14 protein-coding genes are annotated in these 17,775 nt (G+C 67.1%); 4 read left to right on the top strand and 10 right to left on the bottom strand.

The annotated features are described in order from the left end of the window. The first annotated feature begins 54 nt into the window (after nucleotides 1-54). Together rdgB and hemW are read left to right on the top strand one after the other, a co-directional pair. Nucleotides 55-639 (top strand): RdgB/HAM1 family non-canonical purine NTP pyrophosphatase, encoded by a 585-nt coding sequence (gene rdgB, locus ACFJI2_RS19765; protein WP_377701531.1) that lies wholly within the window; start codon nucleotides 55-57, stop codon nucleotides 637-639. Further along, the gene (gene hemW, locus ACFJI2_RS19760) at nucleotides 636-1,910 is read left to right on the top strand and encodes a radical SAM family heme chaperone HemW (protein ID WP_377701530.1); all 1,275 of its coding nucleotides are present in this window, start codon (nucleotides 636-638) and stop codon (nucleotides 1,908-1,910) included. Before rdgB ends, hemW begins: the two co-directional genes overlap by 4 nt. Here the strand turns inward: hemW and ACFJI2_RS19755 are convergent. From ACFJI2_RS19755 to tal, 6 genes are all read right to left on the bottom strand, one after another. After that, entirely contained in the window at nucleotides 1,846-3,483 is a 1,638-nt protein-coding gene (locus ACFJI2_RS19755) for a methyl-accepting chemotaxis protein (protein ID WP_377701529.1), read from the bottom strand. The two genes, hemW and ACFJI2_RS19755, sit on opposite strands and share 65 nt — an antisense overlap. A gap of 113 nt (nucleotides 3,484-3,596) precedes the next feature. Next, on the bottom strand, nucleotides 3,597-4,685 hold the full coding sequence (locus ACFJI2_RS19750) for a patatin-like phospholipase family protein (protein ID WP_377701527.1): 1,089 nt from the start codon (nucleotides 4,683-4,685) through the stop codon (nucleotides 3,597-3,599). A gap of 69 nt (nucleotides 4,686-4,754) precedes the next feature. Then, the gene (locus ACFJI2_RS19745) at nucleotides 4,755-6,242 is read right to left on the bottom strand and encodes an efflux transporter outer membrane subunit (RefSeq protein WP_377705875.1); all 1,488 of its coding nucleotides are present in this window, start codon (nucleotides 6,240-6,242) and stop codon (nucleotides 4,755-4,757) included. Beyond that, nucleotides 6,242-9,388 carry an efflux RND transporter permease subunit gene (locus ACFJI2_RS19740; protein ID WP_377701526.1) on the bottom strand — a complete coding sequence of 1,049 codons (3,147 nt, stop codon included), beginning with the start codon at nucleotides 9,386-9,388 and terminating at the stop codon, nucleotides 6,242-6,244. Before ACFJI2_RS19740 ends, ACFJI2_RS19745 begins: the two co-directional genes overlap by 1 nt. 12 nt (nucleotides 9,389-9,400) lie before the next feature. After that, complete coding sequence (locus ACFJI2_RS19735) at nucleotides 9,401-10,657, bottom strand: efflux RND transporter periplasmic adaptor subunit (RefSeq protein WP_377701525.1); 1,257 nt, start codon at nucleotides 10,655-10,657, stop codon at nucleotides 9,401-9,403. Nucleotides 10,658-10,839: 182 nt separating this feature from the next. After that, nucleotides 10,840-11,775 (bottom strand): transaldolase, encoded by a 936-nt coding sequence (gene tal / locus ACFJI2_RS19730; protein WP_377701524.1) that lies wholly within the window; start codon nucleotides 11,773-11,775, stop codon nucleotides 10,840-10,842. Between the two features lie 306 nt (nucleotides 11,776-12,081). Between tal and ACFJI2_RS19725 the strand changes: the two genes are divergently transcribed. Beyond that, nucleotides 12,082-13,131, top strand: coding sequence for an RtcB family protein (locus ACFJI2_RS19725; protein ID WP_377701523.1), 1,050 nt, complete (start codon nucleotides 12,082-12,084; stop codon nucleotides 13,129-13,131). A gap of 54 nt (nucleotides 13,132-13,185) precedes the next feature. Here the strand turns inward: ACFJI2_RS19725 and ACFJI2_RS19720 are convergent, their stop codons facing one another. Continuing rightward, on the bottom strand, nucleotides 13,186-13,821 hold the full coding sequence (locus ACFJI2_RS19720) for a PEP-CTERM sorting domain-containing protein (protein WP_377701522.1): 636 nt from the start codon (nucleotides 13,819-13,821) through the stop codon (nucleotides 13,186-13,188). A gap of 262 nt (nucleotides 13,822-14,083) precedes the next feature. On the opposite strand from ACFJI2_RS19720, the gene ACFJI2_RS19715 reads away from it, so the two are divergent. Further along, the gene (locus ACFJI2_RS19715; protein ID WP_377701521.1) at nucleotides 14,084-14,266 is read left to right on the top strand and encodes a hypothetical protein; all 183 of its coding nucleotides are present in this window, start codon (nucleotides 14,084-14,086) and stop codon (nucleotides 14,264-14,266) included. 28 nt (nucleotides 14,267-14,294) lie between these two features. Here ACFJI2_RS19715 and ACFJI2_RS19710 read toward each other — a convergent pair whose 3' ends face one another. The 3 genes from ACFJI2_RS19710 to ACFJI2_RS19700 form a co-directional block, all read right to left on the bottom strand. Further along, nucleotides 14,295-15,149, bottom strand: coding sequence for an SIS domain-containing protein (locus ACFJI2_RS19710; RefSeq protein ID WP_056394058.1), 855 nt, complete (start codon nucleotides 15,147-15,149; stop codon nucleotides 14,295-14,297). Nucleotides 15,150-15,264: 115 nt separating this feature from the next. Then, nucleotides 15,265-16,737, bottom strand: coding sequence for a glucose-6-phosphate dehydrogenase (gene zwf / locus ACFJI2_RS19705; RefSeq protein ID WP_377701520.1), 1,473 nt, complete (start codon nucleotides 16,735-16,737; stop codon nucleotides 15,265-15,267). Nucleotides 16,738-16,883: 146 nt separating this feature from the next. Beyond that, the gene (locus ACFJI2_RS19700) at nucleotides 16,884-17,771 is read right to left on the bottom strand and encodes an SMP-30/gluconolactonase/LRE family protein (RefSeq protein ID WP_377701519.1); all 888 of its coding nucleotides are present in this window, start codon (nucleotides 17,769-17,771) and stop codon (nucleotides 16,884-16,886) included. Nucleotides 17,772-17,775: the final 4 nt, after the last annotated feature.

Genomic DNA, 17,775 nt, shown 5'->3' with positions numbered 1-17,775 from the left:
GCGCGCAAAAGGATTACAATGGCGCGCTGTCATCAACGCACCGCCAGAATATCCATGACCCAACGCCTAGTCCTCGCCTCCAACAACGCCGGCAAGCTGAAAGAATTCAACGAGCTGCTGTCGACGGTTGGCTACTCCGTCCACGCCCAGGGCGAATTCAACGTCCCGGAAGCGGATGAGCCGCACCACACTTTTGTCGAAAATGCACTGGAAAAGGCGCGCCACGCGGCCCGCCTGACCGGCCTGCCGGCGCTGGCCGACGATTCGGGCGTGTGCGTGACGGCGCTGGGCAACGCGCCCGGCGTGTATTCCGCGCGCTACGCCGGCGAGCCGAAGTCGGACGCCGCCAACAGCGCCAAGCTGATCGCCGACCTGGCCGGCCACGCCGACAAATCGGCGTACTATTACTGCGTGCTGGTGTTCGTGCGCCATGCGGACGATCCGCAGCCGGTGATCGCGGACGGCCGCTGGAACGGCCGGATCATCGCCGAGGCACGCGGCAGCGGCGGCTTCGGCTACGACCCGCATTTCTTCATCCCGGAACTGGGCAAGTGCGCAGCCGAGCTCACCGCCGATGAAAAGAACCAGCTGTCCCACCGTGGCCAGGCCTTGCGCGCACTGGTAGAGAAACTGAAATGATCCCGATCAAGGTCGTCGGCGCCAAGTCCGCCGCAACATTGTCGGCCCCGTCGTCCGCCGCGCCGGGCCACAACGAGGCCGCCGCCGGCACCGCGCTGCATTACCTGCAGCCCGGCGCGCTGAACCTGGCCGCGCTGCCGCCGCTGTCGCTCTACATCCATTTCCCCTGGTGCGTGCGCAAGTGCCCGTACTGCGACTTCAATTCGCACGAGGCCAAGGGCGGCGGCTTCCCGGAAGAGGCATACCTGGCGTCGCTGCGCAGCGACCTGGAAATGGCGCTGCCGCTGATCTGGGGGCGCCGTATCCACACCATCTTCATCGGCGGCGGCACGCCCAGCCTGATGTCGGCGGCGGGCCTGGACCGGCTGCTGTCGGACGTGCGCACCCTGCTGCCGATGGACGCGGACACCGAGATCACGATGGAGGCCAACCCCGGCACCTTCGAGGCCGAGAAGTTCAAGTCCTACCGCGCCAGCGGCATCAACCGCCTGTCGATCGGCATCCAGAGTTTCAACGAGGAGCACCTGAAGGCGCTGGGCCGCATCCACGACGGCGGCGAGGCGCGCCGCGCGGTGGAGATCGCGCTGGCCAACTTCGACAATTTCAACCTGGACCTGATGTACGCGCTGCCGACGCAGACGCTGGAGCAGGCGCGCGAGGACATCGAAACGGCGATGTCCTTCAAGCCGCCGCACCTGTCGCTGTACCACCTGACGATGGAGCCGAACACGCTGTTCGCCAAGTACCCGCCGGTGCTGCCGGACGACGACGCCAGCGCCGACATGCAGGACATGATAGCCGAGATGACCGCCGCCCGAGGCTATGGCCAGTACGAAATCTCGGCCTACGCGCAGCCGGGCCACCGCGCCAAACACAACCTGAACTACTGGCACTTCGGCGACTACCTCGGCATCGGCGCCGGCGCGCATTCGAAGCTCTCCTTCCCGCACCGCATCCTGCGCCAGGCGCGCTACAAGCAGCCCAAGGCCTATATGGAAGCGGTAAAGGCGGGCAATCCGGTGCAGGAGGAATACGAGATCGGGCGCGACGAGATGGGCTTCGAATTCATGCTCAACACGCTGCGCCTGCACGAAGGCTTCGAGCCCAATCTGTTCACCGAGCGCACCGGCCTGTCCATCAGCGCCATCGACAAGCAGCTCAACGCGGCCGAGGCCAAGGGCCTGCTGTACCGCGACTACAAGCTGATCAAGCCGACGGAATTAGGGCAGCGCTTCTTGAACGACCTGCAGCAGATGTTCCTGACATCCTGATGCGTTGACTGCCGCCGTGGCCTTCCTCCAGCTTGAAGGAGGCGGCCACGCTGGCCAGGCTGGCGGCCTGCTCCTGCATGCTGGCCGCGGCGGCGGCAGCCTGTTCCACCAGCGCGGCGTTCTGCTGCGTGACCTGGTCCATCTGCGTGATGGCGCGGTTCACCTGCTCGATGCCGTGGCTTTGCTCGCTGCTCGATGAGCTCATCTCGGCCATGATGTCGTTTACGCGGCGCACGCTGGTCACCACCTCGCCCATGGTGGCGCCGGCCTGCTGGACCAGCGCGGTGCCGGCGTTCACCTGCTGCACCGAGTTGCCGATCAATTCCTTGATTTCCTTGGCCGCTGCCGCGCTGCGCTGCGCCAGTTGCCGCACTTCGGACGCCACCACGGCGAAGCCGCGCCCCTGTTCGCCGGCGCGCGCCGCTTCCACCGCCGCGTTCAGCGCCAGGATGTTGGTCTGGAAGGCAATGCCGTCGATGACGCCGATGATGTCCACGATCTTGCGCGCCGAGGCGTCGATGGCGCCCATGGTGTCGACCACCTGGCCGACGATGGCGCCGCTTTTTACCGCCACCTCGGACGCGGTCTGCGCCAGCCGGTTGGCCTGGCGCGCGCTGTCGGCGTTCTGCCGCACGGTGGCGGTCAGCTCCTCCATCGAGGAGGCGGTTTCTTCCAGCGAGCTGGCCTGCTCTTCGGTGCGGGTGGACAGGTCCATATTGCCGGAAGCGATCTCGCTGGAGGCGCTGGCGATGGCGTTGGTGCCGCTCTGCACCTGGCTCACCACGTTGCGCAGTGCGTCGTTCATGGTGTGCAGGGCCGTCATCAGTTCGCCGATTTCATCGCGCGCCTTGTCCTGGCTGAAGCGCATGGTGAGGTCGCCCTGCGCCACGGTGGCGGCCACCGCCACGGCCGAGCGCAGCGGCTGCGTGATGCTGCGCGAGATGATGTAGGCGGCCACGGCGCCGGCCGTCACCAGCAGCACGCCCATGATGGCCATCAGCGTGGTGCTGCGGCTGTTGGCCGCGTCGATGGCTTTGGCGGTGTCGTCGATGTCCTTGCGCTGGTGCTCCAGCAGGAACAGCACGCGCTTCTGGTAGGCCTCCGCCGCCGGCGTGAACACCTCCTTGAAGGCGCGCTCGGACTCGGCGGCGTTGCCGGCCTTCTTGGCGTCCATCACCTTGTTCTTGGCGTCCTGGTACTGGTTGCGCAGGCCGACGATGGTCTTCATGATTTCGCGCTCTTCGTCGGTGTCGAGCAGGTCCTCGATCTTCTTGATCAGCGCCGAGCCGCGCTTGGTGCTGTCGGCCACCACGTCGGCGAACACCACGGGCAGCTGCTCGTCGGTGGTGCGGGAGAACAGCGCGGTGCGCGCGATGGCCGAGTAGATCAGCACATACCAGTCCGACACCAGGCGCTCGGTGGCCAGCGGGTTGGCCATCATCTGCTTGGTCGCTTCGGCGTTGGCGCGCGCGTTTACCAGCGCGTAGCCGGTGGCCACCACGGACAGCGCCAGCACGATGGTGAAGCCGGCCGCGAGCCGGGTCGCGATCCGCATATTGGACAGAAAATTCATCGCATGCTCTCCCTCGTTCAGTTGCCATCCGGCAGGGATGAGTATGCGCCGACTGGCGGGGGCGGGCAATCGCCGCGCCGCGCGGCGGCGGCCTTTTACAACACTGTGTGAGCTTACTGAAATGATGAAGTTTGTGACAAGTCCGGCTTCTCGCTCCAGCGCGCGAAGGCTTCCGCCATGCGTTCGCTCTCGCCGATGGCGCGGGTCCAGTCGCGGATGCGGGTGTCGTGGTTCTGGCCGTAGAACTTGAAGTCGGCGCGGTCGGGCATTTTCCCGTTCGGCAGCCTGGACAGGAAGGCGGGCGAGGGCGACACCAGGATCACGTTTTCCAGCGCGCCATGTGGGCTGGCGCGGGCGCGGCGCCAGGGCATGGATTTGTCCAGCCAGCCGGGCACGATGTAGTCGCTGAAGTGCGGGTAGAGCACCAGGCCGGGATCGCGCTGGTAGGGCAGGTGCAGGTGGTAGTCGATCAGGCCGCCGTCCCAGTAGGCGCCGCCAGGCGCGCCGGCGATGCCGGACACCGCTTCCAGCACCATGGGGATGGAGCCGGAGGCCAGCAGCGCGTCGCGCAGGTTGTGCTCGGACAGGCCGACGAAGTGGTTGGCGAAGGCGTCGAATTCCTGGCGCAGCCAGTCCTGCCCGTCGCGCGCGTCGTGGAAGATCACGCGTTCCATGGCGCCGGCCAGGCGGCTGCGCGAGACGGCGTTGCCGGCCGCCGCGCGCAGGAAGCCGGCCAGTTCGCGCCAGCGGCTGCCGGCCGCCTGCGCCAGCGGACCGACGCCGCGCGCGGTGATGATGGACAGCGCGTAGTGCGGGTTGGCCAGCGCCTCGGCGCCGCGTCCGTCCAGCAGCTCGTCGAGCAGGGCGCGGCAGGTGTTGCTGACGTAGGCGGCGTCCACCTTGGCCGGATAGCGCTGGTGCGCGTACAGCTGCGCCAGGCGGCGGTGCGTGGTGTCCGGGTCGCGGCAGGCGGCAGCGGCCATGCGCCAGGCGCCGATGGAGGCGCCGATCAGGCGGCGCTGGCGCGGCGCCTGCTTCAGGAAATCGCCGAACAGCCAGCGGTCCAGGCCATGCAGGATCAGGCCTTTCGGCCCGCCGGCTGCAGCCGGGATGATGGCCACGTCGGCCGCCTGCATGCCCTCGGCGGCGATGCGCCGGCGCGCCCGCTGGCCGAGGCGGATGGTGATGGGGGAGGAGGTCATGGGAATATTCTACAGGGCGGCGTGGGGCGGGTCGGGCGCTGCGCACCGTAACCCGCCATGCCGGCGCCGCTACTTCAGCCCGCCGCCCAGCGCCCGGTACAGGTCGATGGCGCTGGTGGTGCGCAGCAGCCGCGCCTGCACCAGCGACTGCTCCGCGCTGAACAGCTCGCGCTGCGCATCGAGCACGTCGAGCGAGCTGGCCACGCCGTTTTCGAAGCGCAGCTGCAGCAGCTTGAGGCGGTCGGCCTGCGCATCCTGCACGGCGCGCTGCGCGGCCACCTGGTCGCCCAGGTAGGTGCGCGCGGCCAGCGCGTCGGCCACTTCGCGGAAGGCGGTCTGGATGGTCTTCTCGTAGTCGGCCACGGCGAGGTTCTTGCGCACCTCGCTCAGGTTCAGGTTGGCGCGGTTGCGGCCGGCGTCGAAGATCGGCAGCACCAGCTGCGGCACGAAGGACCAGCTGCCGGTGCCGCTGTCGAACAGGCCCGAGAAGTCCGGGCTGCTGCTGCCGATGGCGGCCGTCAGGCTGATGCGCGGGAAGAAGGCCGCGCGCGCCGCGCCGATGTTGGCATTGGCCGCCTTCAGGCGCTGCTCGGCGGCGCGGATGTCGGGCCGGCGCGCCAGCAGTTCGGACGGCAAGCCTTCCGGCACCGCGCTCATGGCGTCGATGGCGGCGTCGCTGGCCATGGCGCCGCTGGCGGCGGCGGCCGGCGCCTGGCCCACCAGCAGCGTCAGCGCGTTCTCGGCCTGCGCGCGCTGGCGCGCCAGCGTGAGCGCGGCCACGCGCGCCGTTTCCATCAGCGTTTCGTTCGAGCGCAGGTCCAGGCGCGAGGAGGCACCCACTTCCACGCGCTGCTGAGTGAGCTGGTAGGTGCGGGCGCGCGCTTCATAGGTCTGCTGCGCCAGCCGGTACTGCTCGGCAAAGGCGCGCTCGGTGAAGTAAGCCTTCGCCACTTCGGCCACCACGCTGATCTGCGCCGCCTGGCGCGCTTCGTCGCTGGCCAGGTAGGTGGCCAGGGCGGCCTCGTTCAGGCTCTTCACGCGGCCGAAGAAGTCCAGCTCGAAGGACGAGATGGACAGGCCGGCGTCGAAGCGGGTGCCGGTGATGTCGGCGCCGGTGGTGGACACGGAGCGCGGGGTCTTGGCGCGCGTGCCGCCCAGCGTGCCGTTCAGGTTGGGCAGGCGGTCGGCCGACTGGATGTTGTAGGCCGCGCGCGCTTCCTCGATGCGCAGCGCTGCGGTGCGCAGGTCGCGGTTGTATTCCAGCGCCGTGGCGATCAGCTGCTGCAGGCGCTGGTCGGGGAAGAATTCGCGCCAGCCGGTGTCGGTGGCGGGCTTGCCGGCCGGCGCAACGCCGCCGCTGCCGCCGGCGGCGGCCGGCACGGCGGGGTAGGTTCCCGCGACGGGCGCCTCGGGGCGCTGGTAAGTCGGCGCCATGGTGCAGCCGCCCAGCAGCACCGCTGCGGCGGCCAGCGCGCCGGCCGCCGCGGTGACGCGCGGTGCGCGCGGTGCGCGCGGTGCGCGCCGTGGCGGCGCGCTGTGATCATGCTTGGTCTTCATCATACTTTTTTCTCCGGGAGGTCGAGTTCGTGCGCGGCCAGGCGGCGCTGGCGTTCGCTTCCCTTGAATATCTTGCGCACCACGACAAAGAACACCGGCACCAGGAACACCGCCAGCACCGTGGCGGTGATCATGCCGCCCATCACGCCGGTGCCGATGGCGCGCTGGCTGGCCGAACCGGCGCCGGACGCGACCACCAGCGGCAGCACGCCGAGGATGAAGGCCAGCGAGGTCATGATGATGGGGCGGAAGCGCAGGTGCACCGCTTCCAGCGTGGCTTCGATCAGCCCTTTGCCCTGCGCCTGCAAGTCCTTGGCGAACTCGATGATCAGGATCGCGTTCTTGGCCGACAGGCCGATGATCGCGATCAGGCCCACCTTGAAGTACACGTCGTTGGGCAGGCTGCGGATGGTGGCGCCCAGCAGCGCGCCCAGCACGCCCAGCGGCACCACCAGCAGCACCGCCACCGGGATCGATTCGCTTTCATACAGCGCGGCCAGCACCAGGAAGGCGGCCAGCATGGACAGCGCGAACAGCGCCGGCGCCTGCGAGCCGGAGGTCTTCTCCTCCAGCGACTGGCCGGTCCACTCGATGCCGAAGCCCGGCGGCAGCTGCTGCGCCAGGCGCTCCAGCTCGGCCATCGCTTCGCCGGTGCTGCGGCCGGGGGCCGCGTTGCCGGTCAGCTTGATGGCGGGGTAGCCGTTGTAGCGCACCAGCTGCACCGGACCGTTGATCCAGCGCGAGGTGGCGAAGGACGACATCGGCACCATGGAGCCGGAGGCGGAGCGCACGTTCAGGCGCAGCAGGTCTTCCGGCTGCAGGCGCTGCGGCGCGTCGGCCTGCACCACCACGCGCTGCTGGCGCCCGCTGCTGGTGAAGTCGTTCACGTAGCTGGAGCCGAATGCCACCGACAGCGAACTGTTGATGTCGGCGAAGGCCACGCCCAGGGCGTTGGCCTTGTCGCGGTCGATGTCGATCTGCAGCTGCGGCGCGTCTTCCAGGCCCTCGGGGCGCACGCCCGCCAGGACTTCGCTCTTGCCGGCCAGGCCGAGCAGCTGGTTGCGCGCGGCCACCAGCGCGGCGTGGCCCTGCGAGCTGCGGTCCTGCAGGCGCGCCGTGATGCCGGTGGCGTTGCCCAGTTCGCGGATGGGCGGAGGGCTGAGCGGGAAGATGATGGCGTCGGCGATGCCCGACAGCGCGCCGAACGCGCGCCCTGCGATCTTCTCGGCCGAGTCTTCCGCGCCGCGTTCGCTCCAGTCCTTCAGCGGCACGAACACCAGGCCGGCGTTCTGGCCGTTGCCCGAGAAGCTGAAGCCGGCCACGGCGATGGTGCGCGCCACGCCTGGCTGCTTGGCCATGTATTCCTCGACCTTGTTCAGCACGGCCTCGGTGCGGCTCTTGGAGGCGCCCGGCGGCAGCTGCACGTTGGTGATGATGTAGCCCTGGTCCTCGTTCGGCAGGAAGGACGACGGCAGGCGCGCGTACAGCCAGCCCACCACGCCGCAGATCAGCAGGAAGATGATCATGTAGCGGCCGGTGCGGGTGAGGATCCTGGCTATCACGCCCTGGTAGCCGGTGGCGGTCTTGGCGAAGCCGCGGTTGAACCAGCCGAAGAAGCCTTTCTTCTCGTGGTGGTGGCCCGCTTCGACTGGTTTCAGGATGGTGGCGCACAGCGCCGGCGTGAGCGTCAGCGCCATCAGCGCCGAGAACACCATGGACGACACCATGGACAGCGAGAACTGGCGGTAGATGGCGCCCACGGCCCCGCCGAAGAAGGCCATCGGGATGAACACGGCGATCAGCACCAGCGTAATGCCGATGATGGCGCCGGTGATCTGCGACATGGCCTTGCGCGTCGCTTCGCGCGGCGACAGCCCTTCCTCGCTCATGATGCGCTCGACGTTTTCCACCACCACGATGGCGTCGTCGACCAGGATACCGATCGCCAGCACCATGCCGAACATGGTCAGCACGTTGATGGAGAAGCCGGCCACCTGCATCACGGCGAAGGTGCCCAGCAGGGCCACCGGCACCACGATGGTGGGGATCAGGGTGTAGCGGAAGTTCTGCAGGAACACGTACATCACGATGAACACCAGCAGCACCGCTTCCAGCAGGGTCTTGACCACTTCCTCGATGGAGATCTTGACGAACAGCGAGGTGTCGTACGGCACGGTGTAGCTCAGGCCGGGCGGGAAGAACTTGGACAGCTCTTCCATCTTGTTGCGCACCAGTTCAGCGGTGGCCAGCGCATTGCCGGTCAGCGACTGCTGCACGGCGATGGCGACGAAAGGCTTGCCGTTCAGGCGCGCGCTGATGTTGAAGTTGGCGCCGGCCATTTCGATGCGGGCCACGTCCGCCAGGCGCACGGTGGCGCCGGTGCCGCTGGCGCGCAGCACCACCTTGCCGAATTCCTCGGGCGAGGTGAGCTGGCCCTGCACCACCACGGGCGCGGAATAGGTCTGGAAGCGCGGCGCGGGCAGGTCGCCCAGGGTGCCGGCGGTGACCTGCGCGTTCTGCGCGCGGATGGCGGCGGTGACGTCGGCCATGGTCAGCTTGTAGCCCACCAGCTTGGCCGGGTCGACCCAGACGCGCATGGCGCGCTCGGTGCCGAACAGCTGGGCCTGGCCCACGCCGGGCAGGCGCTTGATTTCATTGACCACGTTGCGGGCCAGGTAGTCGCCGATGGCGGCCGGGTCCATCGAGCCGTCGGTGGACGAGGCGCCCACGAACATCAGGATGTTGGAGCGCGCCTTGTTGACCTGCACGCCCTGCTGCGTGACAGCCTGCGGCAGGCGCGATTCCACGCGCTTGATGCGGTTCTGCACGTCCACGGCGGCCAGGTCGGGGTTGGTGCCGGGCAGGAAGGTGACGGTGATCGTGACCGAGCCGTTGGCTTCGCTCTGCGATTCGACGTACTGCAAGCCGTCGGCGCCGTTCATTTCCTGCTCGATCACGCTGGTGACCGCGTCGTCCAGCACCTGGGCGGTGGCGCCCGGGTAGTTGGCGGTGATGACGATGGACGGCGGCGCGATGGTGGGGTACTGCGCCACCGGCAGCGTGGTAATCGCCAGTGCGCCACCCAGCAGGATGAACAGGGCGATCACCCACGCGAAGACGGGGCGGTCGATGAAGAATTTTGCCATCTGAGCTCCCGGTTACTTGCTGGCGGCGGCCGGGGCCGCCGGCGTTGCAGCGGCGCCGGCGGCGGGCGCTGCGGCAGGGGCGGCGGGGCCTGCGCCGGCCGGCGCCTGGGCGCCCGGCGCGGCTTCGACCGGACCTTTCCACGGCGCCGGGGTGACGGTGCCGCCCGGCTTGGTCTTCTGGAAGCCTTCCACGATCACGCGCTCGCCGCCCTTCAGGCCGGAGCTGACGATCCAGCTGCCGTTCTGCGCCGCGTCGGCTTTCACCGGCACCGCAGTCACCTTGTTGTCCGCGCCCACCACCATCACGGTCGAGCCTTCCGGTCCGCGCACCACGGCCTGCTGCGGCACTTGCAGCGCCGCTTCGTTGACTGCCTGTTCCAGCCGCGCCCGCACATACATGCCCGGCAGCAGGGTGCGGTTCGGGTTCGGGAACTCGGCGCGCATCGCCACCGAACCGGTGGTTTCATCGACCGCCACGTCCGAGAACAGCAGCTTGCCGGACTGCGGATACGGTTGACCGTCCTCGGTCACCAGCGTGACTTTGGCGGCGCCGTTGCCGGCGCCCTTCAGCTTGCCGGCCGCCAGCGCGCGCTGCAGGCGCAACACGTCGGTGGACGACTGGGTGATGGTGACGTAGATCGGATCGAGCGTCTGCACGGTGGCCATCGGCGTCGCCTCGCCCTGGCCCACCAGCGCGCCCTCGGTCACCAGCGCGCGGCCCACGCGGCCGGAGATGGGCGAGGTGACGGTGGCGTAGCCCAGCGTCAGGCCGGCGTTGGTGCGGGCGGCGCGCGTGGTGGCCAGGTCGGCGGCGGCCTGCTTCTGGGCCGTCACCGCGTCGTCGTATTCCTGGTTGCTGACGGCCTGCGCGGCCAGCAGCGGCTTGTAGCGCTTCACTTTCAGCTCGGCCTGCGCCAGGTTGGCTTCGGCCTTGGCCACGGCCGCCTGCGCGCTGTCGTAGGAAGCCTGGAACTGCGCCGGGTCGATGCGGAACAGCACCTCGCCGGCCTTCACGTCCGAGCCCTCCTTGTACACCCGCTGCAGCACGATGCCCGGCGTGCGCGCGCGTACTTGCGCCACGCGCGATGCTTCGAGGCGGCCCGGCAGTTCGGTGGTGAGGGTGACGGTGGCAGGGGCCACGGTGTAGACGGCGACTTGCGGTGGCGGCGGTGCCGAGCCGGCCTTGTCATCTTTCTTTCCGCAGGCAGCCAGCAAGGAGAGGGTGATGATGGCGGCGGCGACGGGAGTGCAGCGTGGGACTGATCTCATAGATGTCTCTGGATTAGTGTTGAGGTTTTCTAGGTGCTTGCCCTTAGCTTGTGTATTACAAAGGCAGTATCGGCCATTGTATAACAGTGTTAAATGTAACGTTTTGTACAGATTTCCGGTCTGAAATTAAAAAAGGCCAGGCGCACGTCGGTGGGCCTGGCCTGGTTCCGCGCGGCGGAAGATCAGCGCATGCCGGAGATGATTTGCTTCAGCTTGCCCGAGTCGGCGCAGAAGGCGCGGATGCCTTCTGCCAGCTTCTCGGTAGCCATCGCGTCTTCGTTCATCATGAAGCGGAAGGTTTTTTCATCCACGGCGATCTTGCCCACGTTGGCGTTGGCGCTGGCGTCCTCGCTCAGCTTGCGCTCCACCGGCGCGTTGCTGTCGGCCAGCGCCTGCAGCAGGTCCGGGCTGATGGTCAGCAGGTCGCAGCCGGCCAGTTCCAGGATCTGGCCGGTGTTGCGGAAGCTCGCGCCCATCACTTCGGTGTCGTAGCCGAACTTGCGGTAGTAGTTGTAGATGCGCTTGACCGATTGCACACCCGGGTCTTCCGCGCCCACGTAGTCGATGCCGGTGCTCTTCTTGAACCAGTCGTAGATACGGCCGACGAAAGGCGAAATCAGCTGGGCGCCCGCTTCGGCGCAGGCGATGGCCTGGCTCAGCGAGAACAGCAGCGTCATGTTGCAGCGGATGCCGTCCTTCTCCAGGATCTCGGCGGCGCGGATGCCTTCCCAGGTCGAGGCGATCTTGATCAGCACGCGTTCGCGCGGAATGCCGGCCTTTTCGTACAGCGCGATCAGCTCGCGGCCCTTGGCCACGTTGCCTTCGGTGTCGAAAGACAGCTTGGCGTCGATCTCGGTGGAGACGCGGCCTGGAATGATCTTCAGGATCTCGGTGCCGAAGGCGATCAGCAGGTGGTCGATGATCTCGCCGGTGGACGCGCCGGGATGGTCGCGCACGGCTTTTTCCAGCAGCGGCTTGTACTCGTCCTTCTGCACGGCCTTCAGGATCAGCGAGGGATTGGTGGTGGCGTCGCGCGGGGTGTAAGCCTTGATCGACTGGAAATCGCCGGTATCGGCAACAACGGTGGTGTATTGCTTGAGCTGTTCGAGTTGGTTCATGGTCGCACGTAAAAGAAGGGCAGAGATAGGGCAGAGGCCGGATAGCAGAACGATACATTGTACACAATCCGCGCGGACCCACCGGCGCGAAGAATGTTAAATAAATTTGGTGAGGATGTGTCAACTTAATGTAAGTGGGGTAATATTGCAGTCCCCTTAACCAGTGCCTTATCCACGAAAGGAGTTTTTTATGATTCACGCACGACTCAACACTTTCCCGATGGGCCTGGCATCACTGCGCGAGCGACTCTGATCCCGTAGTTTCTCCAGTGCCCATTTCCACGAAACATCAAATGGAAATACAGAATGGGCAAATTCATTCGTGTTGTATCCGAGCGCGCCCGCGTGGTCGCGTCGGAGGGCTTGTGGCTTGAGGATGCTGCCTTGCAGCAGCTCGCCATCGCGTCCCAGCTGCCCGGCATGCGCCGCGCAGTGGGCCTGCCCAATTTGCGGGCCGCGCACGGCTATCCTGCCGGCGCCGCCTTTTTCTCCAGCGGCCGTTTCTATCCTGCCCTGTGCGGCGCCGGCATCGGTTGCGGCGTAAGCCTGTGGCAGACCGGCCTGGCCATCAGCCAGGCGCGGGTGGACCTGCTCAGCCAGCAATTGCACCAGGCCGGCGACCTGCGCGCCGCGCCGGAAGCGGACGAGCTGGCACGCCTGCCGGCGCTGGACGCGGCGCTGCCGGCCGAACTGGCCGCGCTGGCGCAGCGCCTGGCGCAAGCCGGGCTGGCGCGCTCCTGGCTACGCGCGCTGGGCGCCGTCGGCGCCGGAACGCATGTGCTGGAATTGCAGGCGGCGGTGCAGGTGGACGAACCGGCCTTGTACGAAGGCGCCGGTCTCCTGGCCAGGCAGTTGCAGCTGGTGGTGGGGGACGGCGCCCAGGCCTTGGGGCAGCATGTGCTGGAGGCGCACCTGGCGGCGCACGGCCATGCCGGCCTGGCGCAGGGCACGCCGCAGGCGCAAGCCTACCTGCGGCAGCATGACGCCGTGCTGGCCTGGGCGCGCTTGCACCGGAAAATGATCGCCCTGCGGGTGGCACTGCGCCTGCGCTGCGAGGTGGCGCCGGTGCTGGACGTGCACTACAACCAGCTTTCCGCCGACTTCATCGACGGCGAAGCCGGCTGGCTGCACCGCCGCGACGCCTATCCGACGGACCAGGGACCGGTGCTGCTGCCCGGCCTGGACGGCGGGCACAGCTACCTGATCCGCCCCTTGCCGGTGGCCGACGGCGTCAGCCTGCAATCGCTGGCGCACGGCAGCCGCAAGGACGCCGTGCTGGACAGCATGGAAGGCGCCGGCCTGGCGCGGGTGATGGCGAAAAGCCGTCCGGTGCTGAGCTATGCAGCAGCCGGGTAACAACCCGGGCGACCACCCGGGTAACAACCCTGGTAACCGCGACAGCGGGGTGGATCAGCCCTGGCGGCGCTGGCGGCGCTGCGCCAGCAGTGCGCCGGCCAGGCCCAGGCCGAACAGCGCGGCAGTGCCCGGTTCCGGCACGTCGCCCACTGCGGGGGCGTTCTGGTCGGGGTTGTTATTGCCGCCGTTGGACACGTCGGCGAACTTCAGGCTGATGGTGGCGTATTCCAGCGTCAGCGCCTTGTTTGCCTGGCTGGGGGCGTTGTAGTTCAGCTGCAGTGCCAGGCTCAGCGTATTGCTGGCAGACCAGGTGCCGCTGGTGTTAAACAGCGGCAGCAGGCTGAACGTCGTCAGTTCCTCGCTGTTGCCGGTGCCAGGCAGCAGGGCGCCCAGTTGCGTGTTGTTCACCTTGATGAAGTCATTGGCGCCGGTCGCCTGGCGCGCGGAGACGATCAGCCAGGCTTCGGTGATGCTGCTGCCGGGCAGGCTGAAGCTTGGGTTGAACAGGAAATCCCAGCTGGCCGTGCCGATATTGTTGAAGTCGTGGTTGCTGGTGTTGAAGGTGGTCGTGCTCAGGTAGGTGGTGCTGGTGGACGTCACCGAGGTGGTGGAGGGGATCGTCACAGCCGATGCCGGCAGGGAGGCGACGAGCGCGGCGGTGGCCAGTATGCTTGCAGTAAATTTTTTCATGTTCCTGTCCATTCACAGTTGTTTAGTACACAGCATGCTAAGCAATCGTCATGCCAGAATTTAATTTGCATTAATAAACAGCAAGTTAAGTTCTCAAAGGGAAATTGCGTCGGCGGCCGCTGTAAGGAAAACCGACAGTCATAGGAGCAATTTTGTTAAAAACACCCGAGCCCCGCGATCCGCTTCTGTGAGCTGGCGCGCAGATGCCGCGCCGCTGCGGCGCTACGCTGTCTTATCCAGTCACGAACATAGGGAGGCGGCTATGACGAGCACGCACAGCGGCGACCCGGACCTCAATCCCGGCGACGAAGCCGCGCCGGGCACGCCGGGCACGGGCGAAGACGTTTGTCCCGCATGCCAGGGCAAAGGGACGTTGGCCAACGGCAATCCTTGCCCCGAATGTGGCGGCAGTGGAAAAATTACCGAAGGCATAGGCGGCGGCTGAGTGCGCCGCCGGCGCGGCGCTTTGCCGGTCAGCCGATGAAGGAGTCGAATTGCAGGTCGAATTCCTGCAGCGCTTTTTGCGCGTTTTGCATCTTCTTGCGGAACTCCGGGCCGCGCTGCAGGGCCAGGCCCACGGCCAGCACGTCGATCACCACCAGGTAGGCCAGGCGCGCCGAGATCGGCGTGTAGGGATCGATGTTGAAGATCAGGTCGATCGGGATCAGCACCGTGGCCAGCTCGGCCAGCGGCGTGCCGGACGGCGCCAGCACGATCACGTCCGCGCCGCCGCGCCGCGCCAGCTTCACCGAGCGCACCAGCGCCGGGCTGTTGCCGCGCTGCGAAATGGCCACCAGCGCGTCGCCGGTGCGCAGCAGGGCGGCGGCGATGCTGTGGATGGACGGGTCGGCGTAGGCCACGGTGGGCACGCCGGAGCGGAAGAATTTGTGCTGCGCGTCCGCCGCCACGATGCCGGAGGTGCCCTGGCCGTAGAACTCGATCTTGTTGGCGCGCTTGAGGATGTCGAGCGCTTGCTGGATCGCTTCCGGTTTCAGGTTGTTGCGCAGGTCCAGCAGGGTGTTGATGGAGCGGCTGCAGATCTTGTTGACCAGGTCCGCCGCCAGGTCATCCTGGGCCGGCTGCTCGTTCAGGCCGGGCAGGGCCAGGGCCAGGCCCTGCGCCAGCTTCAGCTTGAACTCGTGCCAGCCGTCGTAGCCCAGCGTGCGGCAAAAGCGCACCACGGTCGGCTCGGACACCTGCGCGGCGCGCGCCAGCGCGGTGATGTTCTGGTCGACGATCAGGTCCGGATGGTCCAGCACCGCCAGCGCGACCTTGCGCTCCGATTTGGAGAGCGAGTCGAGCTGGGTGCGGATGGAATCGAGTAGCACGGCTTGGTCTTCCTTAGTCTTCGGGCAGAGGTGCGGCAGGGGGTTTCGCGGTGCATTGCACCGCGCCTGCGGAACGGTCTGGCCATGCATGGCCAGACTCCTTGCGCTGTCATTATTAGTCTTCTGGCAGCGCTTCTTCGCGCCACTGCAGGCCGTCGCGGCCTATCAGCGCGCTGGCGGCGGCGGGCCCCCAGGTGCCGGAGGCGTACGGCGTCGGTGCGCTTTCGTCCTGCTCCCAGTGGTTCAGGATGGGTTCCACCCATTCCCATGCCGCTTCCAGTTCGTCGCCGCGCATGAACAGCGTCAGCTGGCCGCGCAACACGTCCAGCAGCAGGCGCTCGTAGGCATCCATGCGGGGCGTCTTGAAGGTTTCGCGGAAGTCCAGCTCCAGCTCGGCCGGTTTCAAGCGCATGCCTTCGCCCGGCGTTTTCGCCATCAGATTCATGCGCAGGCCTTCGTCCGGCTGCAGGCGGATCACCAGGCAGTTGGGCTGGAAGCTGTTGGTCGGCTGGTTGAAGATGGAGTGCGGAATCTGCTTGAAGCGCACCACGATCTCGGCCAGCGAATCGGCCATGCGCTTGCCGGTGCGCAGGTAGAACGGCACGCCGGCCCAGCGCCAGGTGTCGATTTCCGCCTTCATGGCCACGAAGGTCTCGGTGCGCGACTTCTGCGGCGCATCCGGTTCGTCGCGGTAGCCCGGCACGGGCTGGCCGTCCACATGGCCGGCGCGGTACTGGCCGCGCACGATGTTCTGCGCCAGCGTGGCGGGGGTGAACTTCTTCAGCGAGCGCAGCACCTGCAGCTTCTCGTCGCGCACGGCGTCCGGCGCGATCGAGGTCGGCGGCTCCATGGCCACGATGCACAGCAGCTGCAGCAGGTGGTTCTGCAGCATGTCGCGCAGCGCGCCGGAGGTGTCGTAGTAGCCGATGCGGTTGCCCACGCCGAGCTTTTCGGCGATGGTGATCTGCACGTCCGAAATCCATTCGCGGCGCCACAGCGGCTCGAACAGGATGTTGCCGAAGCGCAGGGCCAGCAGGTTCTGCACGGTCTCCTTGCCCAGGTAGTGGTCGATGCGGTAGATCTGCGATTCCTCGAACACCTGGCCCACTTCGGCGTTGATCTGCTTGGCCGAAGCGAGGTCGCGGCCGAGCGGCTTTTCCAGCACCACGCGCGAGTTCTTGGTGACCAGGCCGTTGTCCTTCAGGTTGTCGCAGATCTGCGAGAAGATGGCGGGCGGCGTGGCCAGGTAGTACACGCGGGTGACGGCGGGATCTTCGCGCAGCGACGCCACCAGGCCGCCGTAGGTGCCGGCGTCGGTGGCGTTCAGCGACACGTAGACGATGCGGGCGGTGAAGCGGGACCACGCTTCCGGCGTCACTTCCGGCGATTTGATCAGCGGCTTGGACGTGGTGTTGACCACGTTGATGAACTCTTCCTGGGTCGATTCCTGGCGGCCGACGCAGATGATGCGGGCGGTAGGTGGCAGGTCGCCGCAGACGTCGCGGGAGTACATCGCGGGCAGAAGTTTACGCATCGACAGGTCGCCGCTGCCGCCAAACAGAACCAGGTCAAAATCGGAAAGAGCCATAATATTTGTGTGATCGCAAAAGTTGTGCTGCAGGTTGTGAAAATTTACTACACAAAAAACGATAAATCAAGAAAATTTACTACATTGCGGCGGTTTGGCGGGTTACGCTGCGCTAACCCGCCCTACGGCTTCCCATCTCCCCCGTTTTACCCGCTGTAGGCTGGGGCGGGGAGGCCGGGGACTGCCATCCGCACTTGCAGCACGTGGCCGCTGAGCGGGTGCTGGGCCAGTTCTTCGGCCGGGCGCTTGCTGGCGCTGGTGATGTAGAGCGTTTTCAGGTCGGCGCCGCCGAAGGCCACCATGGTGGGGCAGCGCACCGGCAGCGGGATTTCGTCCAGCAGTTCGCCGGCCGGGGAGAGCTTGGCGATGCGGCCGCCTTCGAACATCGCTACCCAGTAGTTGCCTTCGCTGTCCACTGCCGCGCCGTCGGGACGGCCGCCGTAGTTGTTGGCCTTGTCGGCCGAGAACTGGTGCAGCACACGCGGGTTGGACGGCGTGCCCGTCGACAGGTCGTAGTCGTAGCGCGTGACGCGGTGCGCGGCGGTGTCGGCGTGGTACATGGCGCGGCCGTCCGGGCTGAAGCCCACGCCGTTGGAGTTGGTCATGCCGCCCGACCAGGCGGTGCGCACGGCGCCGCGCTCCAGCACGAACATTTCGGCGGCCTGCTTGTCGCGCGGCTCGTAGATGGTGCCGACCCAGAAGCGGCCGGCCGCGTCCACCTTGCCGTCGTTGAAGCGGGTGGTGGCGGTGTCGTAGGGGGCGGGCGCGATGGCGGTCAGCGTGCCGTCTTCGGTGTCCAGGTGCATGAAGCCGGCGCGCGTGGCGACCGCCAGGCCGCCGCCGGCGTGGATGGCCAGCGCGGAAGGCTCGCTGGCCATGGGCCACTTGCGGTGTTCGCCGGTGGCCGGCTTCTGGCTGTGGATGGCGAAGCCTTCGATGTCCACCCAGTACAGGGTCTGCTCGCCGTGGTGCCAGAGCGGGCTTTCGCCGACCAGCATGGTGCCGGTGCTGAATGCTTCTACGTGGTAGCTCATGGCG

This window comes from Pseudoduganella sp. UC29_71, assembly GCF_042693265.1.
GTDB lineage: Bacteria > Pseudomonadota > Gammaproteobacteria > Burkholderiales > Burkholderiaceae_D > Rugamonas.
Note: the sequence above shows the minus strand (reverse complement) of the source record. Positions and strands in the feature narration are given on the sequence as shown.

What these genes read in the sequence shown, in the direction of transcription:
- ACFJI2_RS19755 (WP_377701529.1), bottom strand. Translation starts at nt 3,483, where the DNA reads ATGAATTTTCTGTCCAATATGCGGATCGCGACCCGGCTCGCGGCCGGC.
- ACFJI2_RS19750 (WP_377701527.1), bottom strand. Translation starts at nt 4,685, where the DNA reads ATGACCTCCTCCCCCATCACCATCCGCCTCGGCCAGCGGGCGCGCCGG.
- ACFJI2_RS19735 (WP_377701525.1), bottom strand. Translation starts at nt 10,657, where the DNA reads ATGAGATCAGTCCCACGCTGCACTCCCGTCGCCGCCGCCATCATCACC.
- ACFJI2_RS19700 (WP_377701519.1), bottom strand. Translation starts at nt 17,771, where the DNA reads ATGAGCTACCACGTAGAAGCATTCAGCACCGGCACCATGCTGGTCGGC.
- ACFJI2_RS19725 (WP_377701523.1), top strand. Translation starts at nt 12,082, where the DNA reads ATGGGCAAATTCATTCGTGTTGTATCCGAGCGCGCCCGCGTGGTCGCG.
- tal (WP_377701524.1), bottom strand. Translation starts at nt 11,775, where the DNA reads ATGAACCAACTCGAACAGCTCAAGCAATACACCACCGTTGTTGCCGAT.
- rdgB (WP_377701531.1), top strand. Translation starts at nt 55, where the DNA reads ATGACCCAACGCCTAGTCCTCGCCTCCAACAACGCCGGCAAGCTGAAA.
- ACFJI2_RS19745 (WP_377705875.1), bottom strand. Translation starts at nt 6,242, where the DNA reads ATGAAGACCAAGCATGATCACAGCGCGCCGCCACGGCGCGCACCGCGC.
- zwf (WP_377701520.1), bottom strand. Translation starts at nt 16,737, where the DNA reads ATGGCTCTTTCCGATTTTGACCTGGTTCTGTTTGGCGGCAGCGGCGAC.
- ACFJI2_RS19720 (WP_377701522.1), bottom strand. Translation starts at nt 13,821, where the DNA reads ATGAAAAAATTTACTGCAAGCATACTGGCCACCGCCGCGCTCGTCGCC.
- ACFJI2_RS19715 (WP_377701521.1), top strand. Translation starts at nt 14,084, where the DNA reads ATGACGAGCACGCACAGCGGCGACCCGGACCTCAATCCCGGCGACGAA.
- ACFJI2_RS19740 (WP_377701526.1), bottom strand. Translation starts at nt 9,388, where the DNA reads ATGGCAAAATTCTTCATCGACCGCCCCGTCTTCGCGTGGGTGATCGCC.
- hemW (WP_377701530.1), top strand. Translation starts at nt 636, where the DNA reads ATGATCCCGATCAAGGTCGTCGGCGCCAAGTCCGCCGCAACATTGTCG.